The organism is Dyadobacter sp. 676 (assembly GCF_040448675.1).
Lineage (GTDB): Bacteria > Bacteroidota > Bacteroidia > Cytophagales > Spirosomataceae > Dyadobacter.
Genome location: NZ_CP159289.1, coordinates 3,966,403 through 3,982,554 on the forward strand (window position 1 = coordinate 3,966,403; position 16,152 = coordinate 3,982,554).

At 50.9% G+C, this 16,152-nt stretch carries 16 protein-coding genes and 1 pseudogene; 6 read left to right on the forward strand and 11 right to left on the reverse strand.

Annotated features, from left to right (window positions below; all coding sequences use genetic code 11):
* The first annotated feature begins 291 nt into the window (after positions 1-291).
* From ABV298_RS17725 to ABV298_RS17735, 3 genes and pseudogenes are all read left to right on the forward strand, one after another.
* A pseudogene (locus ABV298_RS17725) lies at positions 292-1,684 on the forward strand (rhodanese-like domain-containing protein).
* Positions 1,685-1,789: 105 nt separating this feature from the next.
* Positions 1,790-2,365, forward strand: a complete 576-nt coding sequence (locus ABV298_RS17730) for a YeeE/YedE thiosulfate transporter family protein (RefSeq protein WP_353717518.1) — start codon at positions 1,790-1,792, stop codon at positions 2,363-2,365.
* 44 nt (positions 2,366-2,409) lie between these two features.
* Positions 2,410-2,934 (forward strand): DUF6691 family protein, encoded by a 525-nt coding sequence (locus tag ABV298_RS17735; protein ID WP_353717519.1) that lies wholly within the window; start codon positions 2,410-2,412, stop codon positions 2,932-2,934.
* A gap of 35 nt (positions 2,935-2,969) precedes the next feature.
* Here the strand turns inward: ABV298_RS17735 and ABV298_RS17740 are convergent, their stop codons facing one another.
* The 8 genes from ABV298_RS17740 to ABV298_RS17775 all read right to left on the reverse strand — a co-directional run bounded on the left by ABV298_RS17740 (position 2,970) and on the right by ABV298_RS17775 (position 9,543).
* Positions 2,970-3,713 carry a class I SAM-dependent methyltransferase gene (locus ABV298_RS17740; RefSeq protein WP_353717520.1) on the reverse strand — a complete coding sequence of 248 codons (744 nt, stop codon included), beginning with the start codon at positions 3,711-3,713 and terminating at the stop codon, positions 2,970-2,972.
* Positions 3,714-3,761: 48 nt separating this feature from the next.
* A complete protein-coding gene (locus tag ABV298_RS17745) occupies positions 3,762-5,174 on the reverse strand; it encodes a hypothetical protein (RefSeq protein ID WP_353717521.1) in 1,413 nt (470 codons plus the stop codon).
* An 18-nt stretch (positions 5,175-5,192) separates the two neighbouring features.
* Positions 5,193-5,534, reverse strand: coding sequence for a heavy metal-associated domain-containing protein (locus ABV298_RS17750; RefSeq protein WP_353717522.1), 342 nt, complete (start codon positions 5,532-5,534; stop codon positions 5,193-5,195).
* Between the two features lie 18 nt (positions 5,535-5,552).
* Complete coding sequence (locus ABV298_RS17755) at positions 5,553-5,789, reverse strand: heavy metal-binding domain-containing protein (protein WP_353717523.1); 237 nt, start codon at positions 5,787-5,789, stop codon at positions 5,553-5,555.
* Between the two features lie 55 nt (positions 5,790-5,844).
* Positions 5,845-6,414 (reverse strand): AraC family transcriptional regulator, encoded by a 570-nt coding sequence (locus ABV298_RS17760; RefSeq protein WP_353717524.1) that lies wholly within the window; start codon positions 6,412-6,414, stop codon positions 5,845-5,847.
* Between the two features lie 67 nt (positions 6,415-6,481).
* On the reverse strand, positions 6,482-8,707 hold the full coding sequence (locus ABV298_RS17765; protein WP_353717525.1) for a TonB-dependent receptor: 2,226 nt from the start codon (positions 8,705-8,707) through the stop codon (positions 6,482-6,484).
* Positions 8,708-8,801: 94 nt separating this feature from the next.
* Complete coding sequence (locus ABV298_RS17770; protein ID WP_353717526.1) at positions 8,802-9,260, reverse strand: hypothetical protein; 459 nt, start codon at positions 9,258-9,260, stop codon at positions 8,802-8,804.
* Between the two features lie 73 nt (positions 9,261-9,333).
* Complete coding sequence (locus tag ABV298_RS17775) at positions 9,334-9,543, reverse strand: heavy-metal-associated domain-containing protein (protein ID WP_353717527.1); 210 nt, start codon at positions 9,541-9,543, stop codon at positions 9,334-9,336.
* A gap of 259 nt (positions 9,544-9,802) precedes the next feature.
* Here ABV298_RS17775 and rhuM point away from each other — a divergent pair, with 259 nt between their 5' ends.
* Positions 9,803-10,141, forward strand: coding sequence for a RhuM family protein (rhuM, locus tag ABV298_RS17780; RefSeq protein ID WP_353717528.1), 339 nt, complete (start codon positions 9,803-9,805; stop codon positions 10,139-10,141).
* Positions 10,123-10,785, forward strand: a complete 663-nt coding sequence (locus ABV298_RS17785; RefSeq protein ID WP_353717529.1) for a Fic family protein — start codon at positions 10,123-10,125, stop codon at positions 10,783-10,785. The genes rhuM and ABV298_RS17785 overlap by 19 nt, the downstream gene beginning before the upstream one ends.
* Before the next feature lie 16 nt (positions 10,786-10,801).
* Here ABV298_RS17785 and ABV298_RS17790 read toward each other — a convergent pair whose 3' ends face one another.
* Positions 10,802-13,030: a heavy metal translocating P-type ATPase gene (locus tag ABV298_RS17790; protein ID WP_353717530.1), complete on the reverse strand. Its 2,229-nt coding sequence runs from the start codon at positions 13,028-13,030 to the stop codon at positions 10,802-10,804.
* A 98-nt stretch (positions 13,031-13,128) separates the two neighbouring features.
* Entirely contained in the window at positions 13,129-13,467 is a 339-nt protein-coding gene (locus ABV298_RS17795; RefSeq protein ID WP_353717531.1) for a tRNA-binding protein, read from the reverse strand.
* Between the two features lie 108 nt (positions 13,468-13,575).
* Here ABV298_RS17795 and ABV298_RS17800 point away from each other — a divergent pair, with 108 nt between their 5' ends.
* On the forward strand, positions 13,576-14,679 hold the full coding sequence (locus ABV298_RS17800; RefSeq protein WP_353717532.1) for a lactonase family protein: 1,104 nt from the start codon (positions 13,576-13,578) through the stop codon (positions 14,677-14,679).
* A 32-nt stretch (positions 14,680-14,711) separates the two neighbouring features.
* Here the strand turns inward: ABV298_RS17800 and ABV298_RS17805 are convergent, their stop codons facing one another.
* Complete coding sequence (locus tag ABV298_RS17805; RefSeq protein WP_353717533.1) at positions 14,712-16,118, reverse strand: thioredoxin-like domain-containing protein; 1,407 nt, start codon at positions 16,116-16,118, stop codon at positions 14,712-14,714.
* Positions 16,119-16,152 lie beyond the last annotated feature (34 nt).

The following is a 16,152-nucleotide window of genomic DNA, read 5'->3' on the forward strand; positions in this document are numbered from 1 at the left end:
GGTTGTCAGGTTTAGTCAGGAATACTCAGGAGTTGTGAGGAATAGTCAGGTTTGCCATGGATGGGCAGGCCGTGCCAGGTGTCGTGAGGAACTGTCGGGAATAGTTAGGGGTTTCCATGGTGAGTTATGGGCTTAATTTTCTCAATAAGCCAGACAATACCCGACAACGCCAGACTATACCTGACAATTCCTGACTATTAATGACAACACCTGACCAATACCTGACTATTAATGACCATTCCTGACTAGACCTGACAACACTTACCTGACCACATAAAACTTGCAAACGAAATGAAAATAGAACAGATATATACCGGATGCCTTGCGCAGGGCGCTTACTTTATCGTTTCTAACGGCGAGGCGGCGGTAATCGATCCACTCCGCGAGGTGGTGCCCTATATTCAGAAGGCGGAGAAGACAGGTGCTAAAATCAAGTATGTATTTGAGACACACTTCCATGCTGACTTTGTTTCCGGTCATATCGATCTGGCCGAAAAGACCGGCGCCGAGATCGTTTATGGTCCGGGCGCTCAAACCGGGTTTAAGGCACATATTGCCAAAGACGGTGAGGAGTTCAAGCTCGGTGCGGTTACCATTCGCGCACTGCACACACCCGGTCATACGATGGAATCGACAAGTTACCTGTTGCTCGACGAATCTGGCAAGCCCGTTGCATTGTTCAGCGGGGATACGTTGTTCATCGGGGATGTCGGCCGTCCGGACCTGGCCCAGAAAGGCGAACTGACGATGGATGACCTTGCAGGTATTCTCTACGATAGCCTGCGTGCGAAGATAATGCCCTTACCCGACGATGTGATTGTGTACCCGGCTCATGGCGCAGGCTCAGCCTGTGGCAAGAATATGAGCAAGGAAACCTCCGACACGCTGGGAAACCAGAAGCGCTTCAATTATGCGTTGCGTGCGGATATGACCAAAGAGGAATTTATCAGGGAAGTGACAGCCGGGCTCACCGAACCGCCACAATATTTTCCTGAAAACGTAAAAATGAACCGCGACGGCTATGAAAGTATCGACGAGGTTCTCGAACGCGGTCATCAGGCATTGTCGCCCGGGGCGTTCGAAGCAAAGGCGAACAATACAGGCGCATTGGTTCTCGACACGCGCAAACCTGCGGATTTTGCAAAAGGCTTTATTCCCAACTCGATCAATATAGGCATCGACGGCAGTTTCGCTCCGTGGGTAGGGGCGTTGATCCCGGATCTCAAGCAGCTGTTGCTGATCGTGGCGGAACCCGGCAGAGAGCAGGAGGTGGTGACACGCCTTGCGCGGGTAGGGTACGACTACACAATCGGCTATCTCAACGGCGGGTTCGAAAGCTGGAAACAGGCTGGAAAGGAAACCGATACAGTCGAATCGGTGAACGCCGAAACCTTTGCGACGCGTTTTGCATCGGGAAATGTGGAGGTAATCGATGTCCGAAAGCCGGACGAATTTGCTTCGGGGCATATCGAGGGGGGCACGTAATCTGCCTTTGGATTACATCAACGACCTCATGCCGGAGTTTCCCAAAGACCGGAAGCTGCACATTCATTGCGCAGGAGGTTACCGTTCGATGATCGCCGCCTCGATCCTGAAATCGCGGGGCGTGGATGACGTCGTCAATATCGAAGGAGGTTATAGCGCCGTGGCGAAAACCAACGTCCCGGTTCTGGCCGATGCATGACTATTTGGTGATTATCGGCGGTTTGGGGAATGTCGGAAGCTATTTAAAAAGGATAGCTATTTAATATAATTCTCGAATTATACCATATAAAAACTATATGCAAACATGGAAATTATCGAACTTCTTAAAAGGCCCTGGCCGTGGTACGTGGCCGGGCCGTTGATCGGGTTGACGGTACCGGTGCTGTTGCTGCTGGGAAATAAGTCGTTTGGCATTTCGTCGTCGTTGCGGCATATCTGTGCGGCGGTGATTCCGGCGGGTTTGCCATTTTTTAAATACAACTGGCGAAAAGAGGCCTGGAACCTGTTTTTTGTAGCGGGGATTGTGATTGGGGGGAGCGCAGGTAATTTCTGGCTGGGAAATCCGGATACCATCGTGGTGGCGGACGATACCCGGCATACGCTGGCTGCTTTGGGTGTCCGGGATTTTTCCGGACTAATGCCAACGGACATTTTCTCGATAGCCAATGTGTTTACTTTGAAAGGTTTGATATTCTTTGTAATTGGGGGCTTTCTTGTTGGTTTCGGTACGCGCTACGCGGGAGGGTGCACATCAGGACATGCGATTATGGGACTTTCCAACCTGCAATGGCCGTCATTGGTGGCTACGGTGAGTTTCATGATCGGCGGGTTCGCATGTACACACCTGCTACTGCCGTTTTTATTGGCTCTTGCCATATAGAAGGCGTTGGTGCCCATTTTCACAAGTACTTAATAGGAATCACCATGGAAAAGATAACCCAACATTCCCCTGTTGCCCAAACCCGGGATTCCGATTATGAAGGAATCGGGATCGACGGCAGCGACGGCGCAAACCGGCAGCAATCCGCCGAAGGCTTTACCGCCAACCTTAAATACCTGCTCGTTGGCGTGATTTTCGGGATTGTTTTTTTGAAAGCGGAGATTGTCTCCTGGTTCCGTATACAGGAAATGTTCCGGCTGGATTCGTTTCACATGTACGGCGTGATCGGCTCGGCTGTGGCGGTCGGAGCACTGTCGGTTTGGCTGATCAAGAGGTTTAATGTCAGGACATTGGCCGGCGAGCCGGTGACCATCTCCGACAAGGTTTTTGACAAGGGCCAGATTTACGGCGGATTGTCGTTCGGCGTCGGCTGGGCCATTACGGGCGCTTGTCCGGGGCCATTGTTTGCACAAATAGGCGCCGGTTACCTGGCTGTGGCTGTTACATTGCTGAGCGCCATCGCGGGAACGTGGGTTTACGGGCTGGTGCGCGCGAGACTTCCGCATTAGCCATAGTTCCGGCGATCAGCCTGCTCAGCAAGTGGTTATTGTTTGCGCGCTACAAGGTATAGCTGCTCGTCGCCCAGCATGAACGGATCGGCTTCCAGGTTGCTGAACGTGCCTACCACGAGCAGGCCCGCCAGTTCGAACATATAAGTAAGCTCACCCAGCGTATAAATATGCTGGCAAACGTTATGCGTCACTTTTTCCTGGCCGGAAATGAATGTTTGCTCCGCTTCGATATAACTTCCTTCCGCACGGTACTCGTTTTCGGCCAGATAGATAATATCGTCCTGCACGGGCATCCAGTTACGCGCCTGGAAGTTGGGCAGAATGCTTTCGGCGAGGTTTTCGGTATGGACCGCTACGTGGGCGCCCGGTTTCAACGCGGAGGCGATCTGGCTGATAAACTGCTGCATTTCGGCCCGGGGAAAGAAACTGAAACTGTTCCCGAAACAATAGGCGGCGTCAAAAGAAGCCTCGGGGAGTTTGTAGTTCAATATATCCGCACAAATCACTTCTACCGGCAGTCGCTGTTTGCTGCTGATGGTTTGTAATTCTTCGCAATATTCCTGTGAAATATCGATACAGGTCAATGCCGTACCCTGTTCTGCGAGCGGAAGGGCATGCCTGCCGTAGCCTGCAAGTACGTCGAGTACTTTGCTGTCCGGCGTTATTTCGAGTACATCCCGCAGGAAGTCGACCTCGTAGTCGGTGTATTCATCGTCCTGGTTCAGTTTCCAGGCGCGTTGCGGGAGTCCTTTGAAATAGGTATGGTACCAGGCCACGGCGGTATTTTGGTTTAAATTAAACCCAAAACTACTAAAAAAGCCCGCTTACATACGCATAAGCGCGGGCGTAATGCGTAGGTACACCTGTCCGGAAAGCGGGGTTTTACCATATGTAGCCTCCAACTGGCGATCAGGCTTGTACAAGCTCAGTTGAGCGCCGGCCTGCAATAAAGTATTGCTGAAAGAGGCGATTTGCCGGTTCAAACCGAGCGAAAACATGGAAACTGGCAAGGTTACGAACCCCTGTCTGCCGTAGATTGTTTCCAATCCCAGCTCACCGACACTTTTTTGCACCCATTCATAGCGCCCGTAAATGGCCCATTTATCGAGCAGCAAATTACTTTCCGCCAGTACAGAATGCTCTTTATGGTGCTCGCCTGCGTCGTTGAGCCCCCACACAAGCGTCGTAGAAATCCATCTGTTTTCCCCTCCTAAATTACCCGAATGCTGTACCGAAGCAGTGGTGCGGTTTACGTCCTCGTCGGGCTCGCGCGGCTCGGGACTTTTGATAAAACCGCGCGAAGCCTGCAATGCCCAGTTGGCCGACGGGTTGAACAGCAGCCGGTAACTGTACGAATTAAAGCGTGGTTTATCAAAATCGAAGCGGTTTTCGTCCGGTTCGCGGCCTGTGAACGAGGAGCCCTCCAATTTGAATTTTCCGTAGCGGATTCCGGCGGTTACCACGCCAAATGTAATGTGCGTCGCGTCCTGCCAATGGTGGCCCAGTACGGCGTCGGGATTGTTGAATGCCGACATCCGGTGCATGAATGCCGTAGGACCCAGGGCCGGCTCGCCGGGGTAACCCGCGTAAATTGTCAAATCGACCTTGTCGTTAAGCCGCTGTGTATAACCGACGGAAAGCTCGGAAAACAGGTCGTGCGGGTGCTGGCGGTCGATCAGCGGCCGGCCTTTCCAGCTCTCGCCGGATTGAAAAAGCAGCGGATAACCGGCGCCGCCGTCGAAGATGCGGTCCAGTGAAATCATCGCTCTGAGGTTGAGCAATCCGTTTTTCCCGACCTGCCGCTGTGCCATGCCCATAAACCAGTTGGGTACGCTGAATTTCGAATCGGAGCCTTTTTTGCCGTCGTTATTGAAATTCTGTGCCGTGTAACGAAGAAAAATACTGCCATGAAGCATGTAATTCCATTTTTTTCCATGCTTCATGTACGCGTACATGGGCGTGGCGTCGGGCTGCCAGCCTGTACCCGAGCCATTGCGGGTCATGGGTAGGCTCAATGAAAAGCTGTGGGTCATGTGGGATGGGCTGTCGTGGTCCATTTGCGCATGATCCATGCTTTTCATGTCGTGTTTTTCATGGCTGACAGTGTCTTTCGCAGGCTCGTGATGGTGCTCGTGTTGGGCGAATGCGGGGAGCGTGAGAGCCCCGATTCCGGCGGTTGTCGCCACGGTGGCCGTTGCCACGACCGCCGTCGCCCGGATCAGTTTGTTGAAAAGCATAATGAAGTTTTTTAGTGACTAATGCGCTGCGGCGGTTTTGCGGCAGCAGCTTGGCAGTTTGTCGTGCGCCTTTTGGTTGGCAGGCAGCTCGTCGGCGTCGTAGCCGGTTTTGTTGATCGTCGCCTTGATAGCCTCCGGCGTAGTTTTGTCCGGGTTGTACTTTACAGTAATTACCTTGTTCGAAAGATCGAGATTCGATTCTTTCACGCCCTTCGAAAGGCCCAGGTTGCGCTCGATGCGCGCCTTGCACATTTCGCAAATGGCCGAGGTTTTGATTTTTACCTCTTTGGTGCCGTCGGCGAAGGCGATGTTCAAGCCCAGAAAAAGGGCTGTAATAATGCTCAAAACGGTTGTTTTCATGATTTGATCAGTTTGAATTCAATGTTGATGTACTGTTGAATCGGGTTCGGCCATGGCTACTTCCTCCAAATCCATTTTGCAGACAGGGCATTTGCCGGCCTCGGCGTAGGTTTTATCACCCTCGCATTTCATTGGACAAGCGTATTTTTTCTCGCTTGCCGCATGCGTTTCGGTGGTTGTCGCGTCCTTTTCGGATTTGTTGCCCGCACAGGCGGCCGACAGCAGCAGCAACGACGCAATAATGATTTTGTTCATACAGTTGAAGTTTAATGAATCCGACAATCTTTTGGTTATAGTATTCTGAACGGCCCTAATGACCAATCTGGTCCAGCGCGGTCCGTTGCAATGCACTTTTTTTGTATTCCCCGGGTGTCATACCGGTCACTTTTTTGAACTGGTTGCTCAGATGTGCCGTGCTGCTGTAAGCCAGTCTCCATGCTATTTCGCTTAGCGTGAGTTCGTTATATGACAACCACTCCTTTACTTTTTCTACTTTCTGGGCAATGATATATTGTTCGATCGTTTGCCCGGTTTCGGAGGAAAACAAGTTGCTGAGATAAGAGTATTCATAACCGATCTTTTCCGACAAATAATCCGAAAAATTCATCTGTGCGGGTTTGTTGCCTTTCAGGTTTTGAACTTCGTCGATTACCAGCGTTTTGATATGCTCCACCATCGCCAGCCGACGGTCGTCGAGCAACTCGAATCCATTTGCTTCCAGCACTGATTTCACTTCTTTCAACTTGGTCCCGTCCACTTCGGCTACCGTCTCCACTTCACCCAATTCTACGAAGTTCAAGTCAATGCCCAGTGCGTTCAGTTCCTCGCGCACCACCCGCTTGCAGCGGTCACACACCATATTTTTGATATATAATTTCATAACGAACCAATTAAAAACCTCCTCTTAATCCCTTCCTCCGTTACTCCTTTCTCCCTTTTTCTCTAAATTACCTAACAATCTTATAACGCATTCCGGCATAAATCATTCGTCCTACAACCGGGCCCCAGGCCATGCCGGCATCGAAATGCTGCCCGAACGGCTCCCCGGCACCCATAATCGGGTTTTTCTGACGGAAGTTGGCGAGGTTTTCACCGCCGAGGTAAATATCCCATTTCGGGAATGTGCGGGTAATCTGTGCATTAAAATTGTAAAAAGATGGCGCTACGGCGGATGTCAGATTATCCGGAATATGGTGGTCTGGAACATGCCCCATATAAGGTACGCGTCGTTTGCCGTTCCATTGCACGGTGGCATCGAACTTCCATTTGTCGTAAGGCAGGGCATATCCGGCATTGAAAAGCACCCTGTCGCGGCTCACCATCATCCTTTCCTGCAATGTATTTTCGTCGTACACGTTGCGGATCGTTTGTTTTACATCGAACAGCCGGTAAGCCAGTTTCAGCTCGAAACGTTTGACCGGCGTCAGGTTTGCTTCGGCCTGAAAACTGTTGGCGTAGGCTTTCCCTTCGAGGTTATAGAAGCGGATATAGCGCGGGTCTTCCATATCGGCCACCAATTGATTCTCAAAATCGGTCCGGTAGAAGTCCATGATAAAATTCCCGCTCATTCCCCCGACTTTGAATTCCTGTGTCAGGCTGGCGCCGTAGTTCCACGAGATTTCCGGTCGGATGGCATCGCGGAAAATTACCTGTCGCGAGCTTACGAGGTTACCGTAATATTCAGCCAGCGGGTTGGCTACCCTGAATCCCCGGCCGGCCGATGCGCGCAGCGTTGTCTGGTCTGTGAGGCTGTATTTCAGATGCAGGCGCGGTGTCCATTGGGTACCGTAAAGGTTATGAAAATCGACGCGCCCGCCGGCCACCATCACGAACTTGTCGAGATGATTATAAGTGTATTCAAAAAAGGCACCCGGAACCGATTCGTTTCGTTTCAGACTGATGTTCTTATAAATCTCGTCATAATTGTCGAGCATGTAGCTGATGCCTGCTTTGTAGGAGTGATTGGTATTGCCGATGATCGACTGATAGATCAGATTTCCGTAAAGCGTTTTTTGGGTACCATCGTAATTGTTAAGGCCAAAATAGGATTTGGAATCGTGGACCGACGCATTCAGGATCAGGCCCAGGCCTTTGTAAGGTTGCTCGGGGAACAGCCTGGCGATTTTGGAGAAGAACTCGTAGCGGTTCACTCTCGCGCCGAAGCCGTAGGCCTGGGTAGTGCCTTTCATTGCGCGTTCGAAGTTCTTTTGTCCGCCCAGGCGGTCTTCGTAAAGTGCCTTCACGCCGAATTGCGCGATCATCTTGTTGCCCTGGTATTTCCAGCGGTTAACGGCATTGTACTGGGTGTAAAGCGGAAGGTCCAGGAAACCGTCGCTGTTTTTGTCGATGCGGCTGCGCAAAGTGCTTCCGTGGGTGAGCAATCCGGTACTCCATTTGTCGTTGAGCTTATGGGCCAGATTCAGGTTCATTTCGGCCCTGCCGAAGTTATTGACATAAGTGTTCAGGTAGAGTTTTTCCTGTGTATCGGGTTTTTGCAGCTCCACATTGATTTGTCCCGTCATCGACTCGTAGCCGTTGACTACCGAGCCCGCACCCTTGCCTACGTCAATCGACTGGATCCATGTGCCGGGAACGAAGTTCAGGCCAAAGGTCGACGCCAGGCCGCGGATGGACGGGATATTCTCCACGTTGGTCTGAATGTAGGTGCCATTCAGGCCAAGCATCTGGATTTGTTTGGAGCCGGTCACGGCATCGCTATATGAGACGGAGACCGAGGCATTCGTTTCGAAACTTTCGGAAAGGTTACAGCATGCTGCTTTCGCCAATGCCCGTGTTGTGATGATTTCTGTTTGGTGCGGGGAAAGCCGGTCGATAGACGTGTTTCCGGCCCGTACCACTACTTCGTCGAGCGTCTGGTCGCTTTGCAGTACCACCTGTAACTCGCTTTCCTGGCCGATTTTGATGGTATCATTCCGAAACCCGACAAAGCTCACCACCAGCAGGGCCGATTGGGCCGAGCGGGGAATGCTGAACCGCCCGTTTTCATCGGTAGTGGTTGCCTGTGTGGTTCCTGACCAGTATACATTGGCTCCGGTAATGGGTTTGAGGTTTTTGGTCTGCGGTTCCTGTTCGTTGACCGAGCCGGTTATACGTTGTGCGTAAAGGCAGGAGGATACGAGTAAAAGAAGTCCTCCCAAAAGATATTTGTTCATGATTTCGTGGATTCATTGAATAAGACATTCATTTGCGAAAACCGTCGGCAGAAATACCGGTGGTTTTGCGTTAAATGGTTGTTATTCAATGATATCAGATCAGGAACGACTGGATAAATGCAAGCATACTTCTCCCGTGAAGGCGGGAAGAGAAGGATATGTCGGGGGAATCGGCGGTTGACGGGAGCACCCATTCGGCCCGAATGAACAGATAACGCGTCGCCGACCATGTGACGCCCGTCGCCACCGATTTAAGTAGCTTGGCAAATACCTGGGAATCAACAGAAGCGACGGTCAGCTTTTCGAGCTTCTGGCTTTCTTTACAGCAAGCCTTTTTTTTGAAGAATGTGCCTTTCGCCATTTTCAGCGCTGCGCGCTTGGCACAGCATGAAGAAACGGCTTTGGCGGACTCCTCTTTGAATTTGCCTGCAAATTGCATCGACTTGCCGCCTATCATCGTGCACTGGCGCTCTGTTAGCACAAACCCGGTGCTGCTCAGCAGGACCAGGAAGGCCATCAGGACGGTGATCGATCGGTGCAATTTGTTTTTCATTTGAATACAGGCAAAACGTTTCAGGTTATTGAATTGCCCCGAAATGCAGATTTCGGGGCAAAAATACTAATTATCAGCCGATTTCCTCGGCTACGTATCCGGCCTTTTTAATCAGTTGTTCGATTTCTTCCGGTGAATGGGTCGTTTCGACTTTCAAAACGCGGTCCGCACTTTCCAGGTCCACCGACCAGCTTTCCACATTTTCATCTCCATTGAGAAAGGGCGTAACAGTAGCGATACATCCGCCGCATTTGATATTGGTTTTGAATTGCAAGGTTTCCATGGTTACTAAATCTCTCCCGGTATTCGCGGGGGTTTGTTGTGTTATAAATTGTTTTACAAATATCGGCAGCGATCGCTTCCCGGTTATTACAGAATTGTGGAGAGGTATTACAGAGTTTTTGGGTTGAAGTTTTCGTATATGTCGGAATTACCGACATACTGAAACGGACCATTCCGAGAAGATCGGTGTGGGATTCTACATGCTGTTACCAATCTCGTGCCCCAGCGTATCAATGGCGAAACTTTACCATTGAGACCATATGCGCACAACAACTTTCCCGCCGCTTGGTGAGATCCTTCTCTATGAATCGGAGGAAGGAAAATTAACTCTTCAGGTACAACTTCAAAATGATACTGTCTGGCTCACGCAAGCCCAAATGGCGGAGCTGTTTGGGAAGGAAAGGTCGGTTATTTCGAAGCATATTACCAATGCATTTAAAGAGGGAGAACTCGACGAAAATACAAATGTGCAAAAAATGCACAATTGGGATTCCGTTAAACCAACCGCGTTTTACAGCCTCGATGCGATCATTTCTGTCGGTTATCGGGTCAAATCAAAGCAGGGAACGAAGTTCCGGATTTGGCTAACCGGATTCTAAAAGACTACTCGATCAAAGGCTTTGCCACGAAGGAAAAATTGAAACTGGATCAGCTGGAAAGCCTCAAAAAAACGGTAGCACTGTTGGCGAATGTCATTCACAACAAAGAATTGACGGCCGGCAAAGCGACGGGGCTCATTCAGGTGGTTACGGATTATGCTTATGCCCTTGACGTTCTCGATAAATACGATCATCGGGCGCTGGGCATTGAAAGCGTATCGGAAAGACAGCTTTTTGTCATCACCTATGAAGAAGCCATGTCGGCCATCCACGGATTGCGCAGCAAGTTTGGCGACCATAGCTATTTCGGCAACGAAAAGGATGATTCCTTTAAGAGCTCCATCAGTACAATTTACCAGACGTTCGACGGCGTGGAGCTGTATCCGAGTATCGAAGAGAAGGCAGCGAACCTGCTTTATTTTATCATCAAAAATCACTCATTCACAGATGGCAACAAGCGGATCGCCGCCTTGATTTTTGTATGGTTTCTCGAACGAAACAGTATTCTCTATAAATCGGACGGTTCAAAACGAATTGCGGACAATGCATTGGTGGCACTCACGCTAATGATCGCGGAAAGCAGTCCGACGGAAAAAGATATCATGGTAAAAGTTGTGGTAAGCCTGATTAATCAAAATAACTAGGCTTACCACTGCAATCTTATAATCGCGCTCCCTTCAATCTCAAACTATTCATCACCACGGATACCGAACTCATCGCCATGGCGGCACCGGCAATCATCGGGTCGAGGAGGAACCCGTTGACGGGGTAGAGCACGCCGGCAGCGACGGGAATGCCGATCACGTTGTAAATAAAGGCCCAGAACAGGTTTTGTTTGATGGTCACAACGGTTTTCTGCGATAATTTCAATGCTTTTGGCAATGTCAGCAGATCGGAAGTAATGAGGGTCATTTTGGCGACGTCCATAGCGATGTCGGAACCTTTGCCCATGGCTATGCTCACATCGGCTTGCGCGAGGGCCTGGGAGTCGTTGATACCATCGCCCACCATCGCAACTGTTTTGCCGGCCGCCTGCAGTTTTTTCACGAACTGCATTTTGTCGTCCGGCTTTACGTCCGCCTGGTAGCTGTCGATACCGACTTGCGCGGCAACCGCGGCCGCGGTTTGGGCGTTATCGCCGGTCAGCATATGTACCTCGATTCCCTGCGCATGCAGTTTCTGGACAGCCTCGCGCGAGGTAGGTTTCAGCTGGTCGGCAATGGCCACGATCCCCGCATGCTCGCCGTTGACCGCGATCCCGATGACGGTCTTTGCCTGGGCGGTAAGTACCTCGTAGGCCGCCCGGAGTTCTGCCGAAATGTGAATTCCTTCCTTTTCGAGGTACTTGAATGTGCCGACCAGATACGTATTGTCCCCTGCGGTACCCCGTACCCCGCTCCCGGTGAGCGACTGGAAATTCCGGATGCGAATCGTTTCACTCTCTTCCCCAAACTGTACAATGGCCTGTGCCAGCGGATGCTCCGACCGTGCTTCGAGTGCCTTTACGGCCGCAAAATGGAAGGCTTCGTTTTCGAGCGATTTCACCCATTGCCAGTCGGTAACCCGGGGCCGGCCTTCGGTAAGAGTGCCTGTTTTGTCAAGAATGACGGTATCCACTTTGTAAGCTTTTTCCAGACTTTCGGCGTCGCGGATCAGAATATTGTTTTCCGCGCCTTTACCTACCCCCACCATCATAGCCGTAGGGGTTGCAAGCCCTAATGCGCACGGACAGGCGATTACCAGAACCGACACGGAGGCCAGCATTGCATGTGTAAGCGCGTTTTCAGGCCCTAGTATCATCCAGATTGCAAAGGTGAGGATGGCTATCCCGATAACGACCGGCACGAAGATTCCGGCAATACTGTCGGCGAGGCGTTGAACCGGGGCTTTGCTACCCTGTGCCGCCTGGACTGTTTTGATGATTTGGGCTAAAACCGTTTGTTTACCCACTTTTTCGGCTGTGAAAGTGAAGCTGCCGGTCTGGTTGATCGTTCCTGCGAAAACACTGTCGCCGGGCTTCTTTTCAGCGGGGATGGGTTCGCCCGTCATGAGGCTTTCGTCGACGAAAGAGCTGCCGGTGACGACTTTGCCATCGACCGGGATTTTCTCTCCTGAACGTATGATGACTTCGTCTCCCGGCATTACTTCGCGGGCCGGGATCTCGGTTTCGGTGCCGTCCCGAAAGACCCTTACCGTTTTAGATTGCAGGCCGATAAGCTTTTTCAATGCATCCGAGGTGTTCGATTTGGCGCGTTCCTCCATTAGTTTGCCCAGCAGGATGAAGAAGATAATCACCGCCGAAGCTTCGAAATACACATGCGGATGTAGCCCGCGCGCATGCCAGAATTCAGGGAAGAACGTATTGAATGTGCTGAAAAGGAAGGCCACACCGGTACTCAGCGCAACGAGTGTGTCCATATTGGCCTTGCGGTGCCGTGCCTGTTTCCAGGCATTCACGAAGAAGTCCTTACCGAAAATAAAAAGGACAGGAACGGTCAGGACGAGCATAATGTAATTAGCATACGTCCATTCCATGAAGAACATGCCCAAAATGACGACGGGCAGTGTCAATATGCCTGTATAAATGGCTTTGTTTTTCAGCTTCCGGTAGTGTTCGCGCTGAATTTTCTCCTGTTCGGCGATGGCGTCCTCCTCGTTTTCTTCGATGATCAGCCCATAACCGATGCTTTGCAGCACACGGTCCATGTCCGGAAGGTCGATAAGCTCCGGGTCGTATGTTACGGCAACGGTTTGGTTGGCATAATTGACGCCCGCATTGACAACACCCTTGGTATGGCTCAGCATCGACTCCACGCTCACCGCACATGCCGCACACGACATGCCGGTTATCGGAAGCGTTACTTTTTTGATATCTGTTGCAGTTTCCATAATCTCTCGAAATTGATATGCAAAGATAAAATCAACCTTTGCCGCGGTGATTACACAATTCTGGCCGCGGATTACAAGATTCATGGAAAGCGGGCTTATCAGGCCAGCCGGGTACCGTTGGGGACAGGGAAATCGGGGCTGGCAAGGATCACTTCTCCATCGGGAAGGATAAAGCCGGTGGTAAGTACTTCCGAACGGAAATCGGCGATTTGCTTCGGAGGAAAGTTGACGACGCAAAGGACTTGCTTGCCGACCAACTGCTCCTTGGTGTAACGTCCGGTGATTTGCGCGGAGCTGGCTTTGATGCCGATCTCGGGCCCGAGATCGATGCGGAGCTTGAATGCCGGCTTTCTGGCTTTGGGAAAATCGTCTGCTTCAATGATTGTTCCTGCCCGCAGGTCGACCTGCTCGAACTCTTGCCAGGTAATCGTGCTCATAAGCTGGTAATTTAATTTTTAGTGATACTTATTGTGGCAAATTAACATTAAAAATGCCTTTGGCCTCTCTTTCCCTTGCATTGTACGGACACATCCAAAACATGCGCGATGAAAAAACTGATCTTATCCATTATAATGCTTTCGGCTGGTTTGCGGGGTTTTGCCCAGGACAGGAACATCACTTTTTATGTGGGAACACAAGACAAAGGGGCCAATTCGTCGATTACACGCTGTGAGCTTAATCTTAGCTCCGGACAGATTACGCTAATCGATACCGTCAACAGGTCGGTAGCGCCCGGCTACGTCGCTATTTCACCCGACAAGCGGAACCTGTATGCCATATCAGCCGATAACAGGGTTTCGGCCTATGCCATAGAACCCGACCGGAAGCTGACTTTTCTGAACAGCCGGTCTTCGGAGGGAGCGGGGCCATGCCATGTATCGGTGCATCCCACGGGCAAAATGGCTTTCGTGTCCAATTACGGCGGCGGGAGCTTTTCGGCATATAATATCCTCGACGGCGGAAAACTGAGCGAGCCGGTTTACAAGGAGCAATACACAGGCTCGGGACCGAACACCAAGCGGCAGGAGAAAGCGCATGCCCATTTCGCGACAGCCAGCCCGGACGGCAAGTACGTGTACGTAACTGATTTGGGCAGTGACAGGGTGATGAATTACGTGGCCGACGTCAATTCGGGCAAACTTACGCCGAATGCGGCTCAGCCATTTTTTTCGGGCAAAGCCGGGGCCGGGCCTCGCCATTTGGTTATCCATCCGTCGGGCAGGCGGTTATTTTTGCTGAATGAGCTGGATGCTACGGTTACGGCCTGCTCCATCGATAAAAAAGGGGTGATTACAGCCATTAAAACTTATCCGACGATCCCGGCGGATTATTCGGGTCCCACTAATACAAGTGCGGCCATCCATTTGCATCCGAACGGGAAGTTCGTGTACGTCTCAAACCGGGGACATAATTCGATCACCGCATTCAGAATACTGGGTAACGGCGAGTTGGAAATGGTGGATCAGCAAACAAAATCCATCGCTACACCGCGTGATTTTAACATCGATCCGACCGGGAAATATCTGATCGTCGCGAATCAGTCGTCGGACAACCTCGTGGTGTACGACGTGGATGCAGCAACGGGCAAGTTCACGTTCAAGCACGAAAGCATCGCCGTGAAATTGCCCATTTGCGTCGCTTTTCTGTAAGCGGATTTAAATAAGGTGCCTTAGCGAAATGGTCAGAGTTTTCTGGCCATTTTGTTTTGATAGTAATTCAAAAAGTCTTCGATCTGCTCCACCGGCATTTTGCGGGCGATGATCTTTTTGTTTTTGTCGAGGATATAGATCGTGGGCGTGGTTACCACGTCGAATTTCCGGTTGAAATCGATCTGGTTCAATGCATCGAAGCCGTTGGTCAGTTCTTCGAGGTGATAAGTTTTGACGAATGCCTTCCATTCTTCCAGGTTATGCTCCGTCGAAATGGCCATTACCTTGATGCCGTTGGCCTTGTTCTTGTCGTAAAACGCTTTGAGCACCGGTGCTGCTTCCTTGCAGTGGCCGCAGGTAGGCGCGAAAAAGAACAGGACTGTGTAATTCGCATCGATGGCCTGAACGCTCACTTTTTTGCCCGTCGGATCAGTCAGGGTCAGCGGAGGAAAGGTTTTGTTTACCAGCAAATCCTTCATGGTAGCAACTTTTTCGGCAATGCGTTTCTTCACCTCATCGGAAACGCCCATTTCGCCCGACAGGTAATATTTGTTGGCCATATACACCCAAACTGCCTCGGTACCGACTGTTTTGGGATTTTCGTACTGGTTGGTAATGTAATACACCGTCCAGGCCTTCGCGTCTTTATTGGCGGAAGCCTTTTTCACCATCAGATCCGCGTCTTTAATGATCGAATCGGGCACCTGCACGACCAGATTTTTGAAATACCGCTCCATTTTCGGTTCGAGGAACGGCGTGTTCATAATCCGGGGATCGGAAAAATCGAATGCGTCCCAGTAGTGGGCCTTGTAATAGTTGAATACCCACATCGAATCGGTTTTGCCGTTGGCTAATTTCGGCGCCTCGGGAATTTCCGGATCGGCCGACATTTTCAGCAGCTGGGCCGTGAAAGTTCCTTCGTTTTCAGCCAGCAATTTCTTCCGGTAAGCGCCGAAACCCTCCTGGATCGCTTTCATTCTGGCATTCGCTTCGGGTGTATTTTGCTTGGTGAGTACTTCTATTTCCTTGCTGCCGGCGGCTAATTGCTTTCGGTAGTTGTAGAACAGCTCGTTTTCTTTGGAACCGGTAATTTTCGCAGAGGTGTTCAGGTCGGCCGTGTCGACTTCGATTGCAAAGTTGGTTTCCTTGCCGGAGTAGATCAATTCGATCATCTTTCGGTTTCCTGGGAAGAGGATTACATACAAACCGCCGGGAAGCGCCGTTTTACCTTCGAACACGACCTTGCCGCCCGCATCCGCCCTGGAAGTGTCTTTCGGTACAAACAATGTGGCGCTGCGATTGTAGTGGCCGAGAACGAATGCCGAATCCTGCATTCCCCTGACGGTCGCTTCGATGCGGTAGCCTTGTGCATATGCTTTGGAAAAAAGGCTGAAAACAGTCAGCAAAATCAAGAAGGAAGTGCGGGTATAATCTCTCATCAGGGTATGGAAAATTTGCTTTAAAGCGGTTTAT

Bases quoted from the DNA above. Each gene is read 5' to 3' on its own strand.
- ABV298_RS17790 (WP_353717530.1), bottom strand. From the start codon at position 13,030: ATGGAAACTGCAACAGATATCAAAAAAGTAACGCTTCCGATAACCGGC.
- rhuM (WP_353717528.1), top strand. From the start codon at position 9,803: ATGCGCACAACAACTTTCCCGCCGCTTGGTGAGATCCTTCTCTATGAA.
- ABV298_RS17775 (WP_353717527.1), bottom strand. From the start codon at position 9,543: ATGGAAACCTTGCAATTCAAAACCAATATCAAATGCGGCGGATGTATC.
- ABV298_RS17745 (WP_353717521.1), bottom strand. From the start codon at position 5,174: ATGCTTTTCAACAAACTGATCCGGGCGACGGCGGTCGTGGCAACGGCC.
- ABV298_RS17755 (WP_353717523.1), bottom strand. From the start codon at position 5,789: ATGAACAAAATCATTATTGCGTCGTTGCTGCTGCTGTCGGCCGCCTGT.
- ABV298_RS17750 (WP_353717522.1), bottom strand. From the start codon at position 5,534: ATGAAAACAACCGTTTTGAGCATTATTACAGCCCTTTTTCTGGGCTTG.
- ABV298_RS17760 (WP_353717524.1), bottom strand. From the start codon at position 6,414: ATGAAATTATATATCAAAAATATGGTGTGTGACCGCTGCAAGCGGGTG.
- ABV298_RS17735 (WP_353717519.1), top strand. From the start codon at position 2,410: ATGGAAAAGATAACCCAACATTCCCCTGTTGCCCAAACCCGGGATTCC.
- ABV298_RS17795 (WP_353717531.1), bottom strand. From the start codon at position 13,467: ATGAGCACGATTACCTGGCAAGAGTTCGAGCAGGTCGACCTGCGGGCA.
- ABV298_RS17770 (WP_353717526.1), bottom strand. From the start codon at position 9,260: ATGAAAAACAAATTGCACCGATCGATCACCGTCCTGATGGCCTTCCTG.
- ABV298_RS17800 (WP_353717532.1), top strand. From the start codon at position 13,576: ATGAAAAAACTGATCTTATCCATTATAATGCTTTCGGCTGGTTTGCGG.
- ABV298_RS17805 (WP_353717533.1), bottom strand. From the start codon at position 16,118: ATGAGAGATTATACCCGCACTTCCTTCTTGATTTTGCTGACTGTTTTC.
- ABV298_RS17730 (WP_353717518.1), top strand. From the start codon at position 1,790: ATGGAAATTATCGAACTTCTTAAAAGGCCCTGGCCGTGGTACGTGGCC.
- ABV298_RS17765 (WP_353717525.1), bottom strand. From the start codon at position 8,707: ATGAACAAATATCTTTTGGGAGGACTTCTTTTACTCGTATCCTCCTGC.